At 60.7% G+C, this 22,027-nt stretch carries 21 protein-coding genes and 2 pseudogenes; 20 read left to right on the top strand and 3 right to left on the bottom strand.

The window, feature by feature from the left end:
- Window positions 1-107: 107 nt before the first annotated feature.
- From dnaN to QA646_RS18610, 7 genes are all read left to right on the top strand, one after another.
- Window positions 108-1,226, top strand: a complete 1,119-nt coding sequence (dnaN, locus tag QA646_RS18640; protein WP_283056849.1) for a DNA polymerase III subunit beta — start codon at window positions 108-110, stop codon at window positions 1,224-1,226.
- 260 nt (window positions 1,227-1,486) lie between these two features.
- Window positions 1,487-2,080: a phospholipid N-methyltransferase PmtA gene (gene pmtA, locus QA646_RS18635; RefSeq protein ID WP_283056848.1), complete on the top strand. Its 594-nt coding sequence runs from the start codon at window positions 1,487-1,489 to the stop codon at window positions 2,078-2,080.
- Between the two features lie 8 nt (window positions 2,081-2,088).
- Window positions 2,089-2,676: a histidine phosphatase family protein gene (locus tag QA646_RS18630; RefSeq protein WP_283056847.1), complete on the top strand. Its 588-nt coding sequence runs from the start codon at window positions 2,089-2,091 to the stop codon at window positions 2,674-2,676.
- 1 nt (window position 2,677) lies between these two features.
- On the top strand, window positions 2,678-3,370 hold the full coding sequence (gene pyrF / locus QA646_RS18625; RefSeq protein WP_283056846.1) for an orotidine-5'-phosphate decarboxylase: 693 nt from the start codon (window positions 2,678-2,680) through the stop codon (window positions 3,368-3,370).
- A gap of 26 nt (window positions 3,371-3,396) precedes the next feature.
- The gene (locus tag QA646_RS18620) at window positions 3,397-3,684 is read left to right on the top strand and encodes a DUF1330 domain-containing protein (RefSeq protein ID WP_283056845.1); all 288 of its coding nucleotides are present in this window, start codon (window positions 3,397-3,399) and stop codon (window positions 3,682-3,684) included.
- Window positions 3,685-3,795: 111 nt separating this feature from the next.
- On the top strand, window positions 3,796-4,776 hold the full coding sequence (locus QA646_RS18615) for a complex I NDUFA9 subunit family protein (protein ID WP_283056844.1): 981 nt from the start codon (window positions 3,796-3,798) through the stop codon (window positions 4,774-4,776).
- Window positions 4,777-5,058: 282 nt separating this feature from the next.
- Entirely contained in the window at window positions 5,059-5,223 is a 165-nt protein-coding gene (locus tag QA646_RS18610; RefSeq protein ID WP_283056843.1) for a hypothetical protein, read from the top strand.
- A 68-nt stretch (window positions 5,224-5,291) separates the two neighbouring features.
- Here the strand turns inward: QA646_RS18610 and QA646_RS18605 are convergent, their stop codons facing one another.
- Entirely contained in the window at window positions 5,292-6,092 is an 801-nt protein-coding gene (locus QA646_RS18605) for an undecaprenyl-diphosphate phosphatase (protein ID WP_283056842.1), read from the bottom strand.
- A 151-nt stretch (window positions 6,093-6,243) separates the two neighbouring features.
- On the opposite strand from QA646_RS18605, the gene QA646_RS18600 reads away from it, so the two are divergent.
- The 9 genes from QA646_RS18600 to QA646_RS18560 all read left to right on the top strand — a co-directional run bounded on the left by QA646_RS18600 (window position 6,244) and on the right by QA646_RS18560 (window position 16,580).
- Window positions 6,244-6,936: a glutathione S-transferase family protein gene (locus QA646_RS18600; protein ID WP_283056841.1), complete on the top strand. Its 693-nt coding sequence runs from the start codon at window positions 6,244-6,246 to the stop codon at window positions 6,934-6,936.
- A 12-nt stretch (window positions 6,937-6,948) separates the two neighbouring features.
- On the top strand, window positions 6,949-8,106 hold the full coding sequence (gene queG / locus QA646_RS18595; protein WP_283056840.1) for a tRNA epoxyqueuosine(34) reductase QueG: 1,158 nt from the start codon (window positions 6,949-6,951) through the stop codon (window positions 8,104-8,106).
- The gene (locus QA646_RS18590; RefSeq protein WP_283056839.1) at window positions 8,106-8,978 is read left to right on the top strand and encodes an SDR family oxidoreductase; all 873 of its coding nucleotides are present in this window, start codon (window positions 8,106-8,108) and stop codon (window positions 8,976-8,978) included. Before queG ends, QA646_RS18590 begins: the two co-directional genes overlap by 1 nt.
- A gap of 397 nt (window positions 8,979-9,375) precedes the next feature.
- Window positions 9,376-9,744: a septal ring lytic transglycosylase RlpA family protein gene (locus QA646_RS18585; RefSeq protein ID WP_283056838.1), complete on the top strand. Its 369-nt coding sequence runs from the start codon at window positions 9,376-9,378 to the stop codon at window positions 9,742-9,744.
- A gap of 215 nt (window positions 9,745-9,959) precedes the next feature.
- Window positions 9,960-11,249 carry an RsmB/NOP family class I SAM-dependent RNA methyltransferase gene (locus QA646_RS18580; RefSeq protein ID WP_283056837.1) on the top strand — a complete coding sequence of 430 codons (1,290 nt, stop codon included), beginning with the start codon at window positions 9,960-9,962 and terminating at the stop codon, window positions 11,247-11,249.
- 225 nt (window positions 11,250-11,474) lie between these two features.
- Window positions 11,475-12,761: an imelysin family protein gene (locus QA646_RS18575; protein WP_283056836.1), complete on the top strand. Its 1,287-nt coding sequence runs from the start codon at window positions 11,475-11,477 to the stop codon at window positions 12,759-12,761.
- A gap of 45 nt (window positions 12,762-12,806) precedes the next feature.
- Window positions 12,807-14,366, top strand: a complete 1,560-nt coding sequence (locus QA646_RS18570) for a di-heme oxidoredictase family protein (protein WP_283056835.1) — start codon at window positions 12,807-12,809, stop codon at window positions 14,364-14,366.
- Window positions 14,366-15,475 (top strand): imelysin family protein, encoded by a 1,110-nt coding sequence (locus QA646_RS18565; RefSeq protein WP_283056834.1) that lies wholly within the window; start codon window positions 14,366-14,368, stop codon window positions 15,473-15,475. The genes QA646_RS18570 and QA646_RS18565 overlap by 1 nt, the downstream gene beginning before the upstream one ends.
- A 4-nt stretch (window positions 15,476-15,479) precedes the next feature.
- A complete protein-coding gene (locus tag QA646_RS18560) occupies window positions 15,480-16,580 on the top strand; it encodes a DUF1513 domain-containing protein (protein WP_283056833.1) in 1,101 nt (366 codons plus the stop codon).
- A 208-nt stretch (window positions 16,581-16,788) separates the two neighbouring features.
- Here QA646_RS18560 and QA646_RS18555 read toward each other — a convergent pair whose 3' ends face one another.
- Window positions 16,789-17,865, bottom strand: coding sequence for a DUF2252 family protein (locus QA646_RS18555; protein WP_283058915.1), 1,077 nt, complete (start codon window positions 17,863-17,865; stop codon window positions 16,789-16,791).
- A 130-nt stretch (window positions 17,866-17,995) separates the two neighbouring features.
- Here QA646_RS18555 and QA646_RS18550 point away from each other — a divergent pair, with 130 nt between their 5' ends.
- From QA646_RS18550 to guaA, 3 genes are all read left to right on the top strand, one after another.
- On the top strand, window positions 17,996-18,448 hold the full coding sequence (locus QA646_RS18550; protein WP_283056832.1) for a PaaI family thioesterase: 453 nt from the start codon (window positions 17,996-17,998) through the stop codon (window positions 18,446-18,448).
- Complete coding sequence (locus QA646_RS18545) at window positions 18,445-19,086, top strand: 5'-methylthioadenosine/S-adenosylhomocysteine nucleosidase (RefSeq protein ID WP_283056831.1); 642 nt, start codon at window positions 18,445-18,447, stop codon at window positions 19,084-19,086. The genes QA646_RS18550 and QA646_RS18545 overlap by 4 nt, the downstream gene beginning before the upstream one ends.
- 94 nt (window positions 19,087-19,180) lie before the next feature.
- Window positions 19,181-20,743: a glutamine-hydrolyzing GMP synthase gene (gene guaA / locus QA646_RS18540; protein WP_283056830.1), complete on the top strand. Its 1,563-nt coding sequence runs from the start codon at window positions 19,181-19,183 to the stop codon at window positions 20,741-20,743.
- Between the two features lie 146 nt (window positions 20,744-20,889).
- On the opposite strand, the pseudogene QA646_RS18535 reads toward guaA, so the two are convergent.
- Window positions 20,890-21,216: pseudogene (locus tag QA646_RS18535) on the bottom strand (TetR/AcrR family transcriptional regulator C-terminal domain-containing protein); the annotation flags it as partial.
- A 2-nt stretch (window positions 21,217-21,218) separates the two neighbouring features.
- Here QA646_RS18535 and QA646_RS18530 point away from each other — a divergent pair.
- Window positions 21,219-21,945: pseudogene (locus QA646_RS18530) on the top strand (NAD(P)/FAD-dependent oxidoreductase); the annotation flags it as partial.
- Window positions 21,946-22,027 lie beyond the last annotated feature (82 nt).

The raw sequence follows: 22,027 nt of genomic DNA, 5'->3' as shown, positions 1-22,027 counted from the left end.
CATGCTGAGTTCTGTCATTTTGCCCGTCCAATCTCGGGCCTTGTCCGAAAAAGCATCCTTCGGGCGCCTATGGCTGCCCGGGAGTAACGGTCGAAAGCGGTAGCATCATGCGTATTACAATTGAGCGGTCGAACCTCCTGAAATCGCTGAACCACGTGCATCGCGTGGTCGAGCGTCGCAACACGATCCCGATCCTGTCCAACGTATTGCTCAAGGCGGAGGGCGCGAGCCTCGACATGAAGGCGACCGACCTCGACCTCGAAATCACCGAGGCGACACCCGCCAATGTCGAGAAGGCTGGCGCCACCACCGTACCGGCGCATCTGCTCTACGACATCGTGCGCAAGCTGCCGGACGGTTCAGAAGTGCTTCTCGCCACCAATCCCGACGGCAGCTCGATGACGGTTGCTTCGGGCCGCTCGAAATTCTCGCTGCAATGCCTGCCGGAATCCGACTTTCCGGACCTGACCGCCGGCAGCTTCAGCCATTCCTTCAAACTGAAGGCGGCGGACCTGAAGATGCTGATCGACCGGACGCAGTTCGCGATTTCCACCGAAGAGACCCGCTATTATCTGAACGGCATCTTCTTCCACACGATCGAAAGCAAGGGCGACCTGAAGCTGAGAGCCGTGGCCACGGATGGACACCGGCTCGCCCGCGCCGATGTCGACGCTCCCTCTGGCTCGGAAGGCATGCCGGGCATTATCATTCCGCGCAAAACGGTCGGCGAGTTGCAGAAGCTCGTCGACAGCCCCGATGTCATCGTCACCGTCGAAGTGTCCGATGCGAAAATCCGCCTGACAATCGGCTCGATCGTCATGACCTCGAAGCTGATCGACGGCACTTTCCCTGATTATCAGCGCGTCATCCCGACGAATAACGACAAGGAAATGCGGGTCGATTGCCAGACATTCGCCCAGGCCGTCGACCGCGTCTCGACCATTTCGTCGGAGCGCGGTCGCGCCGTGAAGCTGGCACTGTCGGACGGCCAGCTATTGTTGACGGTCAACAATCCCGACTCCGGAAGCGCCACGGAAGAACTTGCCGTGGGCTACGACATGGATGCGATGGAAATCGGCTTCAACGCCAAATATCTGCTCGACATTACCGCGCAATTGTCCGGCGATGCCGCGATCTTCCTGCTTGCCGATGCCGGCTCGCCGACACTGATCCGCGACACGGCCGGCGATGACGCACTCTATGTCCTGATGCCGATGCGCGTTTAAAGCAGTTCCAGGAAAAGTGCGCAGCGGTTTTCCGTCCGGAACGCGTCAAAACAAAGGGATAGAGCGGAGAAGCGATTCTGTGAAACGCTGAACCGCTCTAACGAAACCGAGGCGCCTTTTATGCGTTCTGAGAACGAGGGGGCGCTTCTATTCGAGCTTGCACCGGTTACGACATTTTTCCTTGTTATTGCGCCATGGCATTGCAAGATGAGAGATAAACGATATGTAAGTCGTAACTGTTAAATGTGGTGGGGGAGAGAATGGCGCTGCGTCTCAAGGAACGGTTGGGCAAGAAGTTCGACGAAGAAATCCGTTTCTTCAAAGGCATGATGCAGGGCCCGAAAACGGTCGGTTCCATCGTTCCCACATCCTCGATCACGGCGCGAAAGATGGCGAGCGTCGTCAACATCCATTCCGGCCTGCCGGTGCTGGAGCTCGGCCCCGGCACAGGCGCCATTACCAAGGCGATCCTGGCCCGCGGCGTTGAACCGGAAAATCTCGTCGCCGTCGAATATTCCACCGACTTCTACAATCATCTGGTCCGTCTTTATCCCGGCGTCCATTTCATCAATGGCGATGCCTTCGATCTGGACAAGACTCTTGGGGTATTGCGCGGCCAGACATTCGATTCCATCGTCTCGGGTATTCCGCTGCTGAATTTTCCCATGAAGGCGCGCGTCGCTCTCCTCGAAAGCCTACTGGACCGCATCCCGCCCGGCCGTCCCGTGGTGCAGATCTCCTACGGACCGGTCTCGCCGATCATCGCCCGGCCGGATCGCTACCATATCCAGCACTTCGACTTCATTGTTCGCAACATCCCGCCGGCCCAGCTCTGGGTCTATCGGCGCGGCTGAGCTAGATCATGTTCGCTCTCTATATTACGCACCCGCAGGTGCGCATCGATCCCGCCGTTCCCGTTCCGGATTGGGGGCTCTCCGATATTGGCGCGGCACGGGCGCAGATAGCGGCGACGCGCCTATGGGCGAGCGAGCTCGGTCTCATCGTTTCCAGCGGCGAGCGCAAGGCGATCGAGACTGCCGAAATCCTGGCGACGGCGAGCGCTGCTGCGGTCGAGATCATCGAAGCCATGCACGAGAACGACCGCAGCGCCACGGGCTTCCTGACCCCGCCGGAATTCGAGAAGGCGGCGGACTGGTTCTTTGCCCATCCACATGAGAGCTTTAAGGGCTGGGAGCGTGCGATAGATGCGCAGGTACGGATCGTCTCCGAGGTGGAAGCAGTTCTGTCGCGGCATGACCCGAACGTGCCCATCGCCTTTGTCGGTCATGGCGGCGTTGGCACGCTGCTGAAATGCCGCCTTGAAGGCAAACCGATCGCGCGTCAGGGCGATCAGCCGCCCGGCGGCGGTAATCTTTTCTGTTTCGACCTTGCGAAGCGCGCCGTCTCATGCGACTGGACGCCTATAGAAGATTGGCAGGGGTGGAGTTGAGATGACCGCACGCGACCGCTTGATCGTTGGACTGGATGTTCCAAACCTTCAGGAGGCCGAAAAGGTCGTCAACACCCTCGGCGACGATATCCTCCATTACAAGATCGGCTATCAACTGGTTTTTGCCGGCGGGCTGGAATTCGCCCGCGACCTTGCCGCTGACGGCAAGAAGATCTTCCTCGACATGAAGCTGCTCGATATCGACAACACGGTCGCTTCCGGCGTCGAGAACATCGTCAAGATGGGCATGTCGATGCTGACGCTGCATGCCTATCCGAAGGCGATGCGGGCCGCTGTCGCCGCAGCCAAGGGTTCCGATCTCTGCCTGCTCGGCGTCACCGTGCTGACCTCCATGGATGAGCAGGATCTGATCGCCGCCGGATACGAATACGACCCGCATACACTGGTGCTGCGCCGCGCCGAACAGGCGCTCCTCGCCGGCATGGGCGGCATCGTATGCTCGGCCGAGGAATCCGCCGCCGTGCGCAAGATCATCGGCCCGGACATGGCGCTGGTGACCCCCGGCATCCGCCCGGCCGGCAGCGAGAAGGGCGACCAGAAGCGTGTGATGACGCCGACTGAGGCCATCAAGGCGGGATCGAGCCATCTCGTCGTCGCGCGGCCGATCGTCAAGGCGGCCGATCCGAAGGAAGCCGCCCGCGCCATCCTCGCAGAGATGGACGCTGCGCTCTAGATTTTCAGGAAACAGGGAGATCGGACATGGCAAAGGGATATTGGATCGCACGCGTGGATGTTCGCGATACCGAGCGTTACAAGGATTATGTTGCCGCCGCCAAGCCGGCTTTCGAAAAATACGGCGCGGTTTTCCTCGCCCGCGGCGGCGCTTTTACGCCACTGGAGGGCCAAGCGCGCGGCCGCAACGTCATCATCGAATTCCCGTCGCTGCAGCATGCCGTCGATTGCTATAATTCCCCGGAATACCAGATCGCCGCCAAGATTCGTCATGAAGTGGCTGATGCCGAAATGGTCGTCGTCGAAGGCGTTTAAAGCTTTTAAATGGCAGCCAGAACATGCGGCGCGATAGCACTTCACCTCGGCCCTCGGATCGGTTAAGACGAAGCCACATCAGCCCTATCTAAGCCTTTCGAGGAGCCTGCCATGACCCTGTCCAACCTTCCGCCGCTCGTTACCGTGTTCGGGGGATCGGGCTTCATCGGGCGGCATATCGTCCGCGTGCTTGCCAAGCGCGGCTACCGTATCCGCGTCGCGGTGCGCCGTCCCGATCTCGCCGGTTTTCTGCAGCCGCTCGGCAATCTCGGTCAGATTTCGATCGTCCAGGCGAACCTGCGTTATCGCAACTCGATCGATCGCTCCGTCGAAGGCGCGCAGCATGTGGTCAATTGCGTCGGCATTCTCGCCGAAAGCGGCCGCAATAAATTCGACGCGGTGCAGGAATTCGGCGCCAAGGCCATCGCGGAAGCAGCTCGCGGCGTCGGCGCTTCGCTGACGCATATTTCCGCCATCGGCGCCAACGCCAATTCGGCTTCCGCCTATGCCCGCACCAAGGCTCGCGCCGAAGCCGCCATCCTCTCGATCAAGCCGGATGCCGTCATCCTGCGGCCGTCGATCGTCTTCGGTCCGGAAGACAGCTTCTTCAACAAATTCGCCGATATGTCGCGCACCGCGCCGTTCCTGCCGCTGGTTGGCGGCGGCCAGACGAAGTTCCAGCCGGTCTATGTCGAGGATGTTGCCGAGGCGGTCGCCCGCAGCGTCGACGGCAAGCTGAAGGCCGGCACGATCTACGAGCTCGGCGGTCCTGAGGTGCTTTCTTTCCGCGAATGTCTCGAGACGACGCTTGCCGTCATCAACCGGAAGAAGTCGCTGGTTTCTCTACCGTTCGGCCTTGCCTCCTTCATCGGCGGCATCGCTTCGGCTGTGCCGTTCATCACACCGCCGATCACGCCCGACCAGGTTCGCCTGCTGAAGCACGACAATGTCGTCTCGAAGGAAGCCGAGGCGGAAGGCCGGACGCTGAAGGGCATTGGCCTAAATCCGACCTTGCTTATCTCCGTGCTGCCGTCCTATCTGGTGCGCTATCGCCCGCAGGGTCAGTTCACCGGCTCCGGCAAGGCCGCGTGACGCTTTAGCGATTCGAAGAAACGAAGCGCCGCCTGGTTCTTCCAGGCGGCGTTTTGTTTCGTATGGCTGCGTTTGCGGTATCGGGTGGCCTCCCTCACCGCCTTCATTCACAGCCTGGCGTTGCCCAAAAGACGCACACTGAAAATAGTAGCATTAACGTCAAATTTAGCATGAACATTTATTGCTATTGGACACTTCACTGACTAACACAACCGCGCGTCGTCGGGTCCGGCAATGGACCAATTTGCGACGCGTTTCACTTCTGCGGAAAGGCATTCTTCGATGGGTAAGTCTATCGCGCTTTTGTTTGCGTGCGCGGCACTGGTGATCCTCGCTGGTTCGTTCGTGGCCCGCGGCAGCATCACCTCGGTCAAGGGTGAATGCACGCCGGCCTACGGCGTCGATCCTTGCACGACAGGTTCCATCGAACCCTCATCCTCGAACTGATCGAGCATGAAAAAGGCCGGTTTTCGCCGGCCTCATTTTCCTCAAAATTTTAACCGAGGCGACCCGCCTCAGCCGACGGTATAAAGCCCGATCAGGCCGAGAACGCCGATGGCAATGCGCCACCAAGCGAAGGGGGCGTAGCCGCGGCGCGAGACGAAATCGAGCAGTGCCCGGACCACGAACAGCGCAGAAATGAAAGCAGTGAAGAAGCCGATGACGATCAGCAGGCCCTGGTCCATGCTGAGGTCGTGACGGCTTTTCCACAGATCCAGCGCGAAGGCGCCGGCCATGGTCGGCATGGCAAGGAAGAAAGAGAATTCCGCGGCCGAGCGCTTGTCGGCGCCGAGAAGCAGGGCACCAACGATGGTGGAGCCGGAGCGCGAGGTTCCAGGGATCATTGCCAGACACTGGAAGAAGCCGATCTTGATCGCCATCGGCCAGGAGTACTCATAGGCGCTGGTATATTTGGGCTTGAAGGGGATCCTGTCGATGACCAGCAGAACGATGCCGCCGAGGATCAGCGAGATGCAGATGACCTTCGGCGAATCGAACAGCACCGTCTTGATGAAATCATGCGCGATCGCACCGATGACGGCGGCCGGCAGGAAGCCAAAAAGGACGGCGAGCACGAAATGGCGTGCCTTGACGCTGACCGGCAGCGCCTTTGCGATTTGAACGAGACGATTGAAATAGACAAGCAAGATGGCGAGAATTGCACCGAGCTGGATCAGAACGTCGAAAGTGGCGGCCTCATCAAAACCGAGGAAATGTCCGATCAATATCAAATGTCCCGTGGAGGATACCGGAATGAACTCCGTCAGGCCTTCCACGAGGCCCAAAAACAACGCGATAACAATTTGTTCAGCCATATTGTGTCCTTTGTCAAAGGGCGGGGTGGCCCGATTCGCTTGTAATAGCTAGGCCAACCTCCTATAGCTTCAACCGATGACGTATGACTAGGGCCGCAAGATGGTGAGCCCGAGACTCCTATAAGCATCAACTGCAAAAGCCCGAGTATCAATGCCGACGCTGTATCATCATTCCATGTCATCTCCATCACGGTTCGTCCGTCTGATTCTGACCGAATACGGCTATCAGACGGAGTTGATCGAGGAACAGACGTGGGAAAAGCGGCGCGATTTTCTGGCGCTCAATCCGGCCGGCACCCTGCCGGTCTATGTCGATGACAGCATGCGGGCGCTCTGCGGCGCAACCGTGATCTCCGAATATCTCGACGAGACGCACGGCGTCCTGAAGCGGGACCGCCGGCTTCTGGCGGAAGACCCGTTTCAGCGCGCCGAAATCCGCCGGCTGACGGAATGGTTCATGCAGAAGATGGAACAGGACGTAACGCGGCCTTTGGTACGCGAACGAGTATACAAGCTGCAGATGACTGCCGACCAGGGCGGCGGCGCTCCCGACTCCAAGGTGATGCGCATGGCTCGGGGCAACATTCGCCAGCACATGAAATATCTCTCCTGGCTCGCGGGTTCCCGCCAATGGCTTGCCGGCGAACGGCTGAGCTATGCGGATCTCGCCGCGGCCGCTTCGATTTCCGTTCTCGATTATCTCGGCGAGATCGACTGGATGGAATCGCCGGTCGCCAAGGAGTGGTATCAACGGCTGAAATCGCGCCCATCTTTCCGGCCGATCCTGGCGGAACGCGTGCGCGGCATCACGCCTGTATCGCACTACGCCGATCTGGATTTCTGACGAGGGCTCAATATGCCCGAAGATCGTGCCATAGAAAGAGAAAACAAGCGACGGCGCACACTGACCGCTTTTCTTCGCGATGAAGCGCGGGCGCAGGGTTTCGATCTCTGCCGTATCACCCGGCCAGGCGCCATTTCCGAAGCCGGGGCCAGGCTCAATCAATTCCTGGACCAAGGCTATCACGGCACCATGGCGTGGATGGAAGAGACGCGCGAACGCCGCGGCGATCCCAACGTGCTCTGGGGTGATGTCCGCTCCATCGCCGTCTTCGGCCTCAACTATGGCCCGGAGGAAGACCCGCGCGGCATTCTGGAGAAGCCTGACAGAGCGGCCATTTCCGTCTATGCTCGCAATCGCGATTATCACGATATCATTAAAGGCCGGCTGAAGGAGATCGCCACCCGTTTCGCGGCGCGATCGCAGGAAGACGTCAAGGTCTTCGTCGATACGGCGCCGGTCATGGAAAAGCCGCTGGCGGCGGCAGCGGGCCTTGGCTGGCAGGGCAAGCACACCAATCTCGTCAGCCGAACGCACGGTTCCTGGCTGTTCCTCGGCTCGATGTTCACCACGGCCGATCTCGAACCGGATCAGGCCGAGATCGATCATTGCGGCTCCTGCCGCGCCTGTCTCGACGCCTGCCCGACGGCAGCTTTTCCGGCCCCCTATCAGCTCGATGCCCGCCGCTGCATTTCCTATCTGACCATCGAGTATAAGGGACCGATCGATCCGCAGTTTCGGCCGTTGATCGGCAATCGCATCTATGGCTGCGACGACTGTCTCGCCGCCTGCCCCTGGAACAAATTCGCCAGCGCCGCCGCCGAGATGAAGCTGATCGCTCGCGAAGATCTCAAGGAACCGTCGATCGCTTTTCTGCTCGGTCTCAACGATCCCGCCTTTCGCACCTTCTTCAGCGGCTCGCCGGTCAAACGCATCGGCCGTGATCGCTTCATTCGCAATGTGCTGATCGCCGCCGGCAATTCCGGGGAGCGCGGCTTGATCCCGGCATGCCGCGGCCTGGCAGACGATCCCTCGGCTGTGGTCCGCGGCATGGCCGTCTGGGCCTTGTCGCGGTTGATGACGGCTGGCGAGTTCCGCAGTTTTGCGGCAGAAAGAAGTGACGAACCGGACGCCGATGTGCGCGCGGAATGGACAATGGCGGGAGTTGCGTGATGCATGTGATGATTTTCGGCTGCGGCTATTCGGGAACGGCTATCGCCAAGGCCTTCGCCGGCCCTGGCATTCGGATCACCGGCACGACCCGTTCGCCCGACAAGATCGGTTCTCTTGGCCAGGAGGGCATCGAAGCCTTCATCTTCGACGGCGAGACACTCGATCCGACATTGAGCGAGACCATGAAATCCGCCACGCATCTCATCCAGTCGATCGCGCCCGGCAAGGCGGGTGATCCGCTCTTGCGGCTAGCGCATATGAATATCCGGGCACTCATGCCGAAGCTCGAATGGATTGGCTATCTTTCCACCGTCGGCGTCTATGGCGATCACAAAGGCGCATGGGTCAGCGAGGAGACACCGCTGCATCCGGTTTCCGAGCGCTCGGTCGAACGCGTCGAAGCGGAGGATGGCTGGAACCGTGTCGGTATCAGGCTCGGCATTCCGGTTGCCGTGCTCCGGCTTGCCGGCATCTATGGTCCGGGCCGCAACACCTTCTGCAATCTGGAAAAGGGAACGGCGCGGCGGCTGATCAAGGCCAACCAGGTGTTCAACCGCATCCGCGTCGAGGATATCGGCGCCTGCGCCAAATTCCTCTCCGAGCGCAAGCTGGGCGGCATCTATAATGTCACCGATAACGAACCCGGCCCGCCGCAGGATGTCATCGTCGAGGCAGCCCGTCTGATGGGCATCGAGCCGCCGCCGGAACAGGCTTTCGAAACGGCGGAGCTGACGCCGATGGCGCGTTCGTTCTATGGCGAGAACAAGCGTGTTTCGAACGCAAAACTGCGCGCGCTTGGCTTCCCATTCCGCTATCCGGACTACCGTATGTCGCTCGCGCAATTGTGGTCCTCGGGGCGCTGGCGCGGCTAAGCGAACTCGCGATCGCTCCTTCAAAAAATCGCACGAAAATTCCTACTAATCCATATTGGTGAGTTCAATTTGCTCCACATTTATGGTTAATGGTCTCTGAAATTGCACAAATGCGGCAGCAAATAAGGCGAAGTCGGAAAATTATTTTTTCAAATTTCGTGATCTTCTGCATTGCAACATCGATTTAGGAAAATTCGTTCGGTTTTTAACTGATTCCATTAGGTTTTTTCCATCGAATCTTAATTTTAGCTATTAATAATATAAGTTGTCATAAATCACGAATGTTACATCTCGTAACATTCCGTGATATTAGCAGGCACTTTTTTGCCATTTTTCGCCCGATTTAAGCCCCCGCCGCTCACCAGGCGCAAGTTCAATTGTTTGAGGGAAAATCGGTTTGAAGAAAATCAATCGTTCAATTGCGATCATCGCAACTATATCCGCCGCTTTTGCTATCCTCTCGACGGATGCATTTGCAGCATCGGGGTGCGGGGGTGCATCATGGTACGGGGGACGCTCCAAGACTGCTTCCGGGGAACGTATGAGTTCAGGCAATTTTACTGCCGCCCACCGCTCGCTTGCTTTCGGTACACGTCTGAGGGTGACCAACCGCCACAATGGCCGCAGCGTCGTCGTTCGCATCAACGATCGTGGACCTTTCATCCGCGGGCGCGTGCTCGATCTTTCCCGTGCTGCAGCGCAGGATATCGGCATGGTTGCCTCCGGCACAGCGAGCGTTTGTTACGACGTCGTCGCCTCGAAGTAACCGGCGGATTTGCCGGCAACGATCCCGGCATTTCGGCCTGACGCTTGCTCTCTCCGTCAATCGCGGTTACCACGCGGTTGAGACGTCTCAATAATCTGCCGCCACGTGCCTATTTCGTGCGGATTGATGAGGTGTCAGTGACACTTTGGTGGGCGCATGAGCCTTTCCGGCAATCCAGGTGATTTCGGAGCCATGCGCAAGCAGGAGAATAGTGAATGCGTCTGGGCGGCCGGCTGCAGGGGGCCATCGAAGTTCTTGCCGATATCGAAGCGCGCAAGCGACCGGTGGCCGATGCCCTGAAGGATTGGGGACTGGCCCATCGCTTCGCCGGCTCCGGCGACCGTGCCGCAATCGGCAATATCGTCTACGACGCCCTGCGCATGCGGCTGTCCCATGCCTGGCTGATGGGCGACGACAGCCCCTCAGCGCTTGCCCATGCCGTCCTCTTTCGCCAATGGGGCTTGACGCCCGAAATGCTGGCCGCAGAACTCGACGGCGACAAATTCGCCCCCGAACCACCAAGCGCCGAGGCGCTGGCAGCCTTTGCCGCCCGCAAGATCGAGGACGCGCCTCGCCACATCCAGGGCGATATTCCTGAATGGGTCGAACATTCCTTCCAACAGGCATTCGGCGATAGCTGGCTTGCGGAAGCGCAGGCATTGGCTGAGCGGCCGACACTCGATCTGCGCGCCAATGCGCTGAAAGCCAGCCGCGACAAGGCGGTGAAGGCGCTGGAACGCGCTGGAGCCCATGCCTCGAAGATCGCCCGTTACGGCATCCGCATTCCCGCCGGCGAAGGCGCATCGCGCCTGCCGAATGTCACCGCCGAACTTTCCTTCCAGAAAGGCTGGTTCGAGGTGCAGGACGAAGGATCGCAGATCGTTGCCGATCTCGTTCTGCCTGAAGAAGGCGATCAGGTGCTCGACTATTGCGCCGGCGGCGGCGGGAAGACGCTCGCCATGTCGGCCGCGATGCACAATAAGGGTCAGGTCCATGCCTATGATTCCGATCGACGGCGGCTGGCCCCGATCATCGAGCGCCTGAAGCGCGCCGGCACGCGCAATGTCCAGGTTCATGACGAACGAAACGGCCTGCTTCCGCTGCGCGGCAAATTCGACAAGGTGCTGGTCGATGCGCCCTGCACCGGCACCGGTACTTGGCGCCGCCGCCCCGATACGAAATGGCGGCTGACACAGAAGAACCTCGACGAGCGCACAAGTCAGCAGCAGGAAGCGCTGGCCCAAGCCTGCGAGTTCGTCCGCCCCGGCGGCGCGCTGCTCTATGTCACCTGCTCGGTCCTGCCGGAGGAAAACGAAACGCAGGTCAACCGCTTTGCCGCCAACAATCCGGACTTCGACGTGGTCGAAGCGCTGAGCTCCTGGGAGAAGCTGTTCGGCAGCGACGCGCCGAAGCCGCGCTCATCGGACGGCAAAACCATCACGCTGACCCCGGCATCAACCGATACCGATGGCTTTTTCTTCTGCCGGCTGCAGCGGAAGGGATAGGCAGGCTCACTCCCCGCCCGTGACGGATATTGCTGCATCGGCGAAATGAGACGATGCGGCATTTGCTGCTTTTTCCAGCAACTCTACGCCTTTGCCGATGCTGGAACCGATAATTTCCCGCTTTAAAATCATTCCAAACTAGAGTGTTTGACACCAGTTTGTTTTTAATACATGAGACAATTTTACAAGTTTCCGACGACGCCCCCGTTGTCACAGGAGAGGATTATGAAACTGAAAATCAATTTTGGCGCCGCCCTGGCGCTGGCCGTCGCCTCGACCGCCATGTCCACCCTTCCGGCGCTTGCGGCCGCGCCCGAGCCGGCTACCATCATCAAGCATTACGCCGAAGTGGGCCATGCCAAGTATCAGGACGCGCTGACCACGGCGCAGGCACTGGACAAGGCGATCGACGCGTTGCTTGCCAATCCCAGCGACAAGACGCTGAAGGCGGCCCAGGCTGCCTGGATCAAGGCGCGCGTTCCCTACGAGCAGACGGAAGTCTACCGCTTCGGCAATCCGATCGTCGACGATTGGGAAGGCGCGGTGAATTCCTGGCCGCTGGACGAAGGTCTTATCGACTATGTCGATGCCTCCTATGGCACCGAGAGCGATGAGAATTCGCTTTATGTCGCCAATGTCATCGCCAACAAGACGATCAAGATCAACGGCAAGGATGTCGACGCTTCGCATCTGACGCCGGAATTCCTCTCCGGCACGCTACAGCAAGCCGGCGGCGTCGAAGCCAATGTCGCGACCGGCTACCATGCCATCGAATTCCTGCTCTGGGGCCAAGATCTGCACGGCACCGGACCGGGCGCCGGCGAACGCCCCGCCACCGACTACGACCTGAAGAATTGCACGCACGGCAATTGCGACCGCCGCGGCGAATATCTGAAATCGGCCTCGACACTGCTGGTCTCTGCCATGCAGGAAATGGCCAATGACTGGGCGCCGGATGGCGAAGCCACGAAACACATCGAAGCCGATCCGAAGGCCGGTCTCGCCGCCATCCTGACAGGCATGGGCTCGCTCTCCTATGGCGAACTCGCCGGCGAGCGTATGAAGCTCGGCCTGCTGCTGCACGATCCCGAGCAGGAGCACGACTGCTTCTCCGACAATACTTATAACTCCCACAACAATGCCGCCATCGGCATCGCCGCCGCCTATAACGGCAATTACACCCGCGTCGACGGCACCAAGATGAAAGGTCCGTCGCTGCACGATCTTGTCGCCGCCAAGGACAAGGCGCTGGACAAGGAGATGGAAGGCAAGCTGAACGCGACGCTCGATGCCATGAAAGCCATGGTTCATCGCGGCGAGACGGTCGAGAAATACGACCAGATGATCGCCGAAGGCAATACGGCCGGCAACGCCACCGTCCAGAAGGCGATCGACGGCCTGCTCGATCAGACGAAGAGCATCCAGCGCGTCGTCGCCGACCTCGATCTCGGCACGATCAAGCTTGAAGGCTCTGATAGCCTGGATAATCCTAACGCCGTCTTCAAGAAGTAACAAAGGAGGGCGGCGGCATCCGATGATGCTGCCGCCCTGATCCAGATGATCCGCATTCCGGTTGTCAGCACAATCTTGCCCGCTCTCGCAGCGGGCTTTCTGGTTTTTGCCGTTACGCTGGCAGCAGCCGATGTTCTGAATTTCCCGACCGTCCGCACCGATCTCACAGCCGACACCCTGAAGAAAGTTCAGGACGTGACCCGCCCGACTGCGGATTTTTCCAAGGCCGAGCCCTATGAGGCGATGGAGAGCGGCGCGACGACGTCGATCGCTCCCGTCGGCCGCAACATCTTTTCACAGCCTTCCGCTAATCTGAGCCTGGATTGTCAGGAGAATTTCCACCTCGGCAATGCGCTGTTCCGCCAGCTCTGGGTCTCCTCGCCCTCTTCCACGCAGGCAACCGACGGGCTGGGACCGTTGTTCAACGCCCGCTCCTGTCAGAGCTGCCACATCAGGGATGGCCGCGGTCATCCGCCGGAGACGGCGGGAGCTCCTGCCACCTCGATGGTGCTGCGGCTGGCCCGGCCGGCGATCACGCCGGAAGAGGAACAGGCCCTGAAGGATTTCAAGGCGCTCAATTTTCCGGATTCGACCTATGGCGCGCAGTTGCAGGATCTCGCCGTGCCTGGCCTCGCCGCAGAGGGTAGGGTGGCCGTCACCTATACTGAGGAAACGGTGACGCTGGCTGGCAGCGAAACCGTTTCACTGCGCAAGCCGCATTATGCCGTGACCGGCCTCGCCTACGGTCCGCTTGGCGAGACAACGACGATCTCGCCGCGCGTCGCACCTTCGATGATCGGTCTCGGCCTGATAGAAGCCATTCCGGATGCCGATATCCTCGCGCATGCCGATCCGGACGACAAAGATGGCGACGGCATTCGCGGCCGCGCGGCCGTGGTCCGCGACCACCGCACTGGCCAGCTCGCGCTCGGCCGCTTCGGCTGGAAGGCGCAGAATGCCAGCGTGCGCGATCAGGTGGCGGACGCCTTCCTCAATGATATCGGCATTTCCACGCCCGACCAGCCGAATGCCCACGGCGACTGCACGGCGAAGGAGGCGCATTGTCTTTCCATGCCAACCGGCGTGCAGAAGCGTCTCGGCGATACGGAAGCACCGGGACCGATCCTTGATCTCGTCACCTTCTATTCCGAAAACCTCGCCGTGCCGGCGCGCCGCAAAGCAAGCTTTCCCGACGTGCTGCACGGCAAGGAACTTTTCTATCAGTCCGGCTGTGCTGCCTGTCACACGCCGAAATTCGTCACCCGCGACGATCTCAAAGGCAGCGACGGCATGGCCACGGCGCAGGCTTTCCAACTCATCTGGCCCTATTCCGATTTCCTGCTGCACGACATGGGCGACGGGCTTTCCGATGGCCAGCCGGTCGGTGTGGCATCCGGACGCGATTGGCGCACACCGCCACTCTGGGGTATAGGCCTCACGCAAACGGTCAGCGGCCAGCAAGCCTACCTGCATGATGGCCGTGCCCGCACGCTCACCGAAGCCATCCTCTGGCATGGAGGAGAGGCGGAAAAGGCCCGCAATACATTCGCAAACCTGCCGCAGAACGACAGGCAAGCGCTCATCGATTTTCTGGAGTCCCTCTGATGCGCCATTGGAAACCTTTCGCGGCCGGCCTTCTCCTCAGCCTTGCGGCGCTGCCCGCCAATGCTCAGGACGCGACGGCCAATGGAGCCGGGCTGAACGAAGCAGCCGTGCCGGCGGTGTTGCAGCGGGCCGTAGATGACGTCATCCGGCCCGGCTACCGTGCCATGCAGGAGAGCGCCTCAAAGCTGACCGAGGCGATGAAGGCGCTCTGCGCCGATCCTTCCGCCGCAAGCCTCACAAACGCGCAATCCGCTTTCGGCGACACGGTCAAAAGCTGGTCGCGCATCGAGATCGTGCAGACCGGACCGATCCTCGAAAAGAACCGCTTCGAACACATCCTCTTCTATCCCGACCGCAAGGGTGTCGGTCTTCGGCAAGTGCAGGCACTGATCGCCAAGGGCGACGAGCAGGACACCACGGTCGAAGCAGTCGCCGGCAAGAGCGTGGCTTTGATGAGCCTGACGGCGCTGGAATATGTGCTCTATGGTAACGGCTCCAGCGTCCTCAGCACCGAAAAGCAAGGGTTTCGCTGCCGCTATGGTGCGGCCGTCGCCGGCAATATTGAAAACACGGCGAAGGAAATAGCCGACGAATGGGATGATCCGAACGGCGTGCAGAAGTCCTGGAAAAATCCCGGCAAGAGCAGCGACGACTTCATGGACAATAAGGAAGCCGTGACGGCGCTGCTTGGCATTCTCGTGCATGGCGCCGGAAATGTCAGGGATCAGCGGCTCGAGACCTTTTACAAGGGCGACCCTGCTACGGCACGGCCGAAAATGGCGATCTACTGGCGTTCCGGTAACACCTGGGCCTCGCTGTCGGGCAATCTCGATGGGCTGAAAACGCTCTGGGAAAAAGCCGGCATGGCCGATCTTATGCCTGCCGACAAGCGCAACATCGCCGACAAGATCGATGGTCTACTGAAAGAACTGACCCTGACTGCGCCGACGGTCAATCCCGATATCGAAGCGGCGCTTGACAACGATGCCGAGCGCGCCAAGATCGACAAGCTGCTGAATGTCACGCGCGACCTCACCACCGCCTTCAGCGACGATTATGGCGGCGCGATCGGCCTTTCCGCCGGGTTCTCCTTCGCTGACGGGGATTGATGGCATGCGGAGCGCGCTGATCGACCGCAGGGCCTTCGTGAAAGCGGCCGGACTTACCTTTCTGGCCGCCTTGAAGCCGGGTGCGCTGATGGCGCTGGAGCGGGCTGACGCGGTCTATGCTTCCGGCATCCGCACATCAGACGGTTCCTTTGCCGTCGCGACGGTGACCGAACGCGGCCAGATCCTCGATCAGGTGGCACTGCCCGCCCGCGCCCACGGCATGGCCTTTTCGAAGGCGACCGGCAAGACCGTCGCCTTCGCCCGCCGCCCCGGAACCTATGCGATGATCTTCGATCCCTGGAACAAGGGCGAGCCTATCGTCATCACCGCGCGCGAGGGCCGGCATTTCTACGGCCATGGCACGTTTTCCCCAGATGGAAAGCTGCTTTACGCCAGCGAGAATGATTTCGACGACAGCCGGGGCATCATCGGCATATACGACGCCCGCAATCGCTTCGCGCGTATCGGCGAATACGAAACCTATGGCACCGGCCCGCACGACATGACGGTTTCCGACGACGGGAGACTATTGATCGTCGCCAATGGCGGCATCGAGACCCATCCGGATTTCGGCCGCACCAAGCTCAACCTCGATCACATGGAGCCGTCGCTGACGCTGATCGATGCGGCAAGCGGCCGGCTGATCGAAAAACACGCCCTGCCGCCCCAATATGCTGAGGTTTCCACCCGCCATGTCGATATCGATGCGCAAGGCCGGATCTGGTTTGCCTGCCAATATGAGGGCCATCGCAACGACCTGCCGCCGCTCGTCGGCCATTTCTCCGAGGGAGAAGACCTGACCTTCATCTCCCTGCCCGACGACACCACCCGCGCCCTCGGCAACTACGTCGGCGCCATCGCCGTCAACCGCACGGACAACCTTGTCGGCGTCACCTCGCCGGTCCAAGGTACGTCGGTGACTTTAGATGCGAAGACCGGTGCGGTGTTGAAGGTCGAGAGCGTGCCGGATGCGGCGGGCATCGCGCCGGCCGAGCACGGGTTTGCGGTATCGTCCTATGATGGGGAATTTCTGAAGCAGCACAGCGATGTCGCATGGGACCAACATATCGTGCGGATCGGACGGCCTACTGCGTTGCGGGGGTGACGTGTTTACCGGGCCGTCCTCGTCCTTCGAGGCTGCGCGCCCTTCGACAAGCTCAGGGCGCTCCGCTCCTCAGGATGAGGCGGAGAGAATATCGCGTCGGCACAAAAGCCCATTCACCGCGACTTGTGCAAAAGAATAGCCCTCATGGTGAGGAGGCCCGCAGGGTCGTCTCGAACCACGAGGGCGGATGAAGAAGATCCCGTTTACCTTACCACCTTCTGGCGAATTCCGCCTGCTCGATACTGATCGCAGCCGCGGCTGCCTTGGCGGAATTCCTGAGCCAATCCACTTCCCGCTTGTCGAGATCGTCCAGAATTCCGTGAAGCCGGGAAACGTCATCGGCATGGCAGTTGGCGATCTCGAAGCCCATCAGGTCGAGCATATCCGGCGACAGAAGGATTTGCGCATCGCCCTCGACTTCGATTTTACGGCTGTTCGGCGAAAGGCGACGGACCAGCAGCTTGTCGATCACCTGATAGCGCGGATCGGGAGAGCGGGCGCGGCCGGAGGCGATGATGCCCGTGCGGATCGTCGAATCGGATGGATTGTGTCGGAGCGACCAGGCGGATTGAGCGAGTGCCTTGACCTCGCGGAGAACCGGCCCGCCGCGCCATTCGACATCAGCGATAAACCGGGGGCGGCCGAGGCTGCCGGTGCCAGCGGTGCGCGGCTTGGCGATGAAAGGAACCCTTTCATCCGGCAGCGATCGACGCAGCGCGTCAAGATAAGGCGCGGGTACAGGCTTGGCCGGAGGCGGCAGATCGCGATATTTGTCCCAGAATTCCTTGCGCTCGGCATTCGAAAGGATGACATCGTTGCGCAGCCACTTGTAATCACGCTCCAGAATGACCGGTGACGGCGCCTTCAGCCCGCGGCGATAACCGCCAAGGATGGCTTCTGCGATGGCGCGTGGCGTCGGAGCGGTGGCGCCTCGCGCAAGGATCGCGCTTGTCGCGAGGCGCACGAGATCCAGCGCATAGGGCATGACCGCCGCATCGTCGAAATCGTTGGCACCCCAGACCAGCCGTCCCTCCTCGTCGCGCCAGGTGCCGAAATTCTCCAGATGCGTATCGCCGATTGCCAGCACTTGCGGCGCGCTCGCAAGATCGGGGCAGATGTCGAAGATGGTCTCGGCCCAGCGCCAATAGGTGGCGCGCAGGAAGACGAAACCGCCGCTCTTCATCTTCTTGTGCTTCTTTTGGAGATCGGTCTCGACGAGATCGGCGCCCAATTGCGTGCGCATCCAGGTCTCGTAGGCTTTCGTCGATTGCAAGATCGTCGTCATCTCGGTTCCATTTCTAATGTGCTGATGAACATAGGGGATGCCCACCATCAGGGGAAAGGCGAATTCCACCGTAATGCCCTTGTCCAAACTCTCCCGCCATGCCAATTTCGCAGCCGCGAAAGGGAAGAGGATGACTGGGGAAAGCAGTAGCGGCGACTTTCGGACGCGTATTCGGACGAGTTTCGAGCGTCAGGCGGCGATGGCGACCATCGGTGCGGAGTTGACGCGCGTCGAGCATGGCACGGTCGAGATCGAGCTGCCCTTCGACGTCAAGCTGACCCAGCAACACGGCATCCTGCACGCCGGCATCATCGCCGCCGCACTGGATTCGGCCTGCGGCTTTGCCGCCTACAGCGTCATCGATCCCGATGCATCGATTCTCACGATCGAATTCAAGATCAACCTGATGTCGCCGGGACGCGGCGAGCGCTTTCTATTTCGGGGCGATGTTACCAAGCCCGGCAGCACCATTATCGTCGCCGATGGACGGGCCTATGCCATAAGCGACGGGCCTGCCAAGCTGATTGCCTCCATGACCGGGACGATGATGGTCATCCGAGGCCGAGAGGGAATTACCGGATGAAATTCGAACTGAAGCGCGTATCGGGAAAATCGATCCTATTCGTCATGGCGGCGGAGGCGGAATACGGCCCGTTCCTGCGCTCCCGCATCGATCCGCTGATGACCGGCGTCGGCCCGGTCGAAGCGGCCATCGTCATGACGCGGGCGCTCTCTCAGCTCGAAGCGCAGGACGATCTGCCGGACATGGTGGTCTCGCTGGGTTCGGCCGGCTCCTCCAAGCTGGAGCAAACCGAGGTCTACCAGGTCACCTCGGTTTCCTATCGCGACATGGACGCTTCACCGCTCGGCTTTGAGAAAGGCCGCACGCCGTTCCTCGATCAGCCGGCTACGATCGAGCTGCCGCTGCGCATTCCCGCCATCCCGGAAGCGAGCCTTTCGACCGGCGGCAATGTCATCTCGGGCGCCGATGCCTATGGCCGCATCGCCGCCGACATGGTGGATATGGAAACCTTCTCCGTACTGCGTGTCTGCCAGATCTACGACCGGCCGCTGATCGGACTGCGCGGCATTTCCGATGGCCTGGTCGAGCTGCAGCATATTTCCGGCTGGAGCGAATATCTGCACGTCATCGACCGCAAACTCTCCTATGCCGTCGATGGGTTGTTCACGGCGCTGGAAGACGGCGTTTTCTGGTTCTGAGCGACGCGTCGGCTGATACAATGGGGACAATAAAATCGGCTCCGGCTTGATTTGCCGGATTGCCAGGGAAAGCGCTTTTCATTAAAGGCTCGCCATGACCCAGACAGCACATCCAGACACCGTTCTCATCGTCGATTTTGGTAGCCAGGTAACGCAGCTCATCGCGCGGCGTGTGCGCGAAGCGGGCGTCTATTGCGAGATCGTCCCCTTTCAATCCGCCGAAGCCGGTTTCAAGCGGCTGCAGCCAAAAGCCGTGATCCTGTCCGGCAGCCCGGCCTCGACCGTGGATGAAGGCTCGCCACGGGCGCCGCAGATCATCTTCGACAGCGGCCTGCCGGTGTTCGGCATCTGCTACGGCCAGCAGACCATGTGCATGCAGCTCGGCGGCAAAGTGGAAAGCGGCCATCACCGCGAATTCGGCCGCGCCTTCCTGGACGTCGATAAGGATTGCGCCCTCTTCGAAGGCCTTTGGTCGCAGGGTTCGCGCCATCAGGTGTGGATGAGCCATGGTGACCGCGTTACCGCGCTGCCCGAGGGCTTTGAAGTGGTCGCCACCTCATCGAACGCGCCATTCGCCTTCATCGCCGACGAGAAGCGCAAATATTACGGCGTGCAGTTCCATCCGGAAGTAGTGCATACGCCCGATGGTGCCAAGCTCATCAGTAACTTCATTCACAATATCGCGGGGATCAAGGGCGACTGGTCGATGTCGGCCTATCGCGCCAAGGCGGTGCAGGCGATCCGCGAGCAAGTCGGCGACAAGCGCGTGATCTGCGCCCTGTCTGGTGGCGTCGACTCCTCCGTCGCTGCGCTGCTGATCCACGAGGCGGTTGGCGATCAGCTCACCTGCATCCTCGTCGACCATGGCCTGATGCGCAAGGACGAGGCGGCCAATGTCGTCGCCATGTTCCGCGAGCACTACAATCTGCATCTTCTGCATGTCGATGCCTCCGACCGCTTCATCGGCGAGCTCGAAGGCGTCAGCGACCCCGAGACCAAGCGCAAGATCATCGGCCGGCTCTTCATCGAGACCTTCGAGGAAGAGGCCAAGAAGCTCGGCGGCGCCGATTTCCTCGGCCAGGGCACGCTTTATCCCGATGTGATCGAAAGCGTCTCCTTCACCGGCGGCCCGTCGGTCACCATCAAGTCGCACCACAATGTCGGCGGTTTGCCGGAGCGCATGAAGATGCAGCTCGTCGAGCCGCTGCGCGAACTCTTCAAGGACGAAGTGCGCGTACTCGGCAAGGAGCTCGGCCTGCCCGACAGCTTCATCGGCCGCCACCCCTTCCCCGGCCCCGGTCTTGCCATTCGCTGCCCCGGCGGCATCACCCGCGAGAAGCTGGAGATCCTACGCGAAGCCGATGCCATCTATCTCGACGAAATCCGCAAGGCCGGCCTCTACGACGCCATCTGGCAGGCCTTTGCCGTGCTGCTGCCGGTCCAGACCGTCGGCGTCATGGGCGACGGCCGCACCTACGAATTCGTCTGCGCGCTGCGCGCCGTCACATCCGTCGACGGCATGACCGCGGATTTCTATCACTACGACATGGAATTCCTCGGCCGCGCCGCGACCCGCATCATCAACGAAGTCCGCGGCATCAACCGCGTGGTCTACGACGTGACGTCGAAGCCGCCCGGCACGATCGAGTGGGAGTGAGTGGGGAACGGCAGTGATCGCGCAGTCTAAGCGCCAATTTTCGCTGCCGTGCCTGTTTCATCCACTTGGGCGGCGCTTGAATGCTGCTGCCCAAAAAGGCGGGTGTTATTGGTTGCTCGCCGCCCTCCTTCGCGGCCTCGTTTAGGCTATCTGCCCGCGTGGTCGTTGCCACCGTGCGCGGCGATGAACATGGCGACGGCCGACCGGCAATAGGATTCGATTTCGTTGTCGTCCTCTGCTCTCGCCTCATCGAAGCGTGCGATAATCAGGAGATCGGATCCTTTGAAAAGCGCGGCAAACAAACGGGCGGACCGGAGAGGATCCGGCACGTTCAGAGCCGCCTTCGCGTGCAACTGACGCAACAGGGCCTCGATTTGGGCGATGACATGGGCAGGGCCGGCTTCGTAATGGAGCTTGCTTAACGACTTTTGATTCGTTTTGTCAGCCATGACCATGGCTTCGACACTGCGGAGCGCTGGACATCCTGGCCGAGGCGCGGCAGCAGCTGGCGCGCTATCCCACGATCAGGTTGGTCAATGCGCGGGCCGACAGCATCTCCGGCGCCATCGACGATTTCGCCGTCCTCACTGCCGATGGCGAAAGCCTTGGGGCGCGCCGCCTGATCCTGAGCTATGGCGTCGCCGACCAGATGCCGGATGTTCCAGGTTTTGCCGAAAGCTGGGGCACGGCCATCGTGCCTTGCCCTATTGCGACGGCTTTGAAGTCGCCGGCCAGCATTGGGGCCTCGTCTGGTCCGGCCGGCAGTCGCACAATCAGGCCAGGCTGTTCCCCGACTGGACCGGTTGACGCTCTTCGCCGATGGCCACGACATTCCGCCCGATATCCGGGCCGATCTGGCGCGCCGCAACACACCTGTCATCGATGGGCGGATCACCGGGATCGCCCATCACGGGAGCCATAACGCCACCGTCAAGCTCGATACCGGCCCCAATGTCGAAGTCGACATTCTGTTCGCTCATCCGCGCAACAAGCCGTCCGCAAGCCTGCATGAATCACTTGGCCTCGCCACGGTCGATACGCCCGGCGGCATCGCCCTCAAGGTCGACGAGCGCCGCGAGACCAGCATGCCCGGTATCTACGCCGCCGGCGACCTCGCCAACCCCGGCATGCCCTCGGTCACCCTAGCATCATCCCAGGGCGCGATGGCGGGTATCTTCGCCCAGCAGTCGATGCTGACTTGAGAGCACAGATCCCCTCTCCGGTTGCTGCGGGCGCAGTTGTCCTTCGACGTCCGGCGCTAGGCGGCACCGATCTCGACGTGTG

The organism is Rhizobium sp. CB3090 (assembly GCF_029714285.1).
GTDB lineage: Bacteria > Pseudomonadota > Alphaproteobacteria > Rhizobiales > Rhizobiaceae > Rhizobium.
This window is presented reverse-complemented; position numbering and strand designations above follow the sequence as displayed.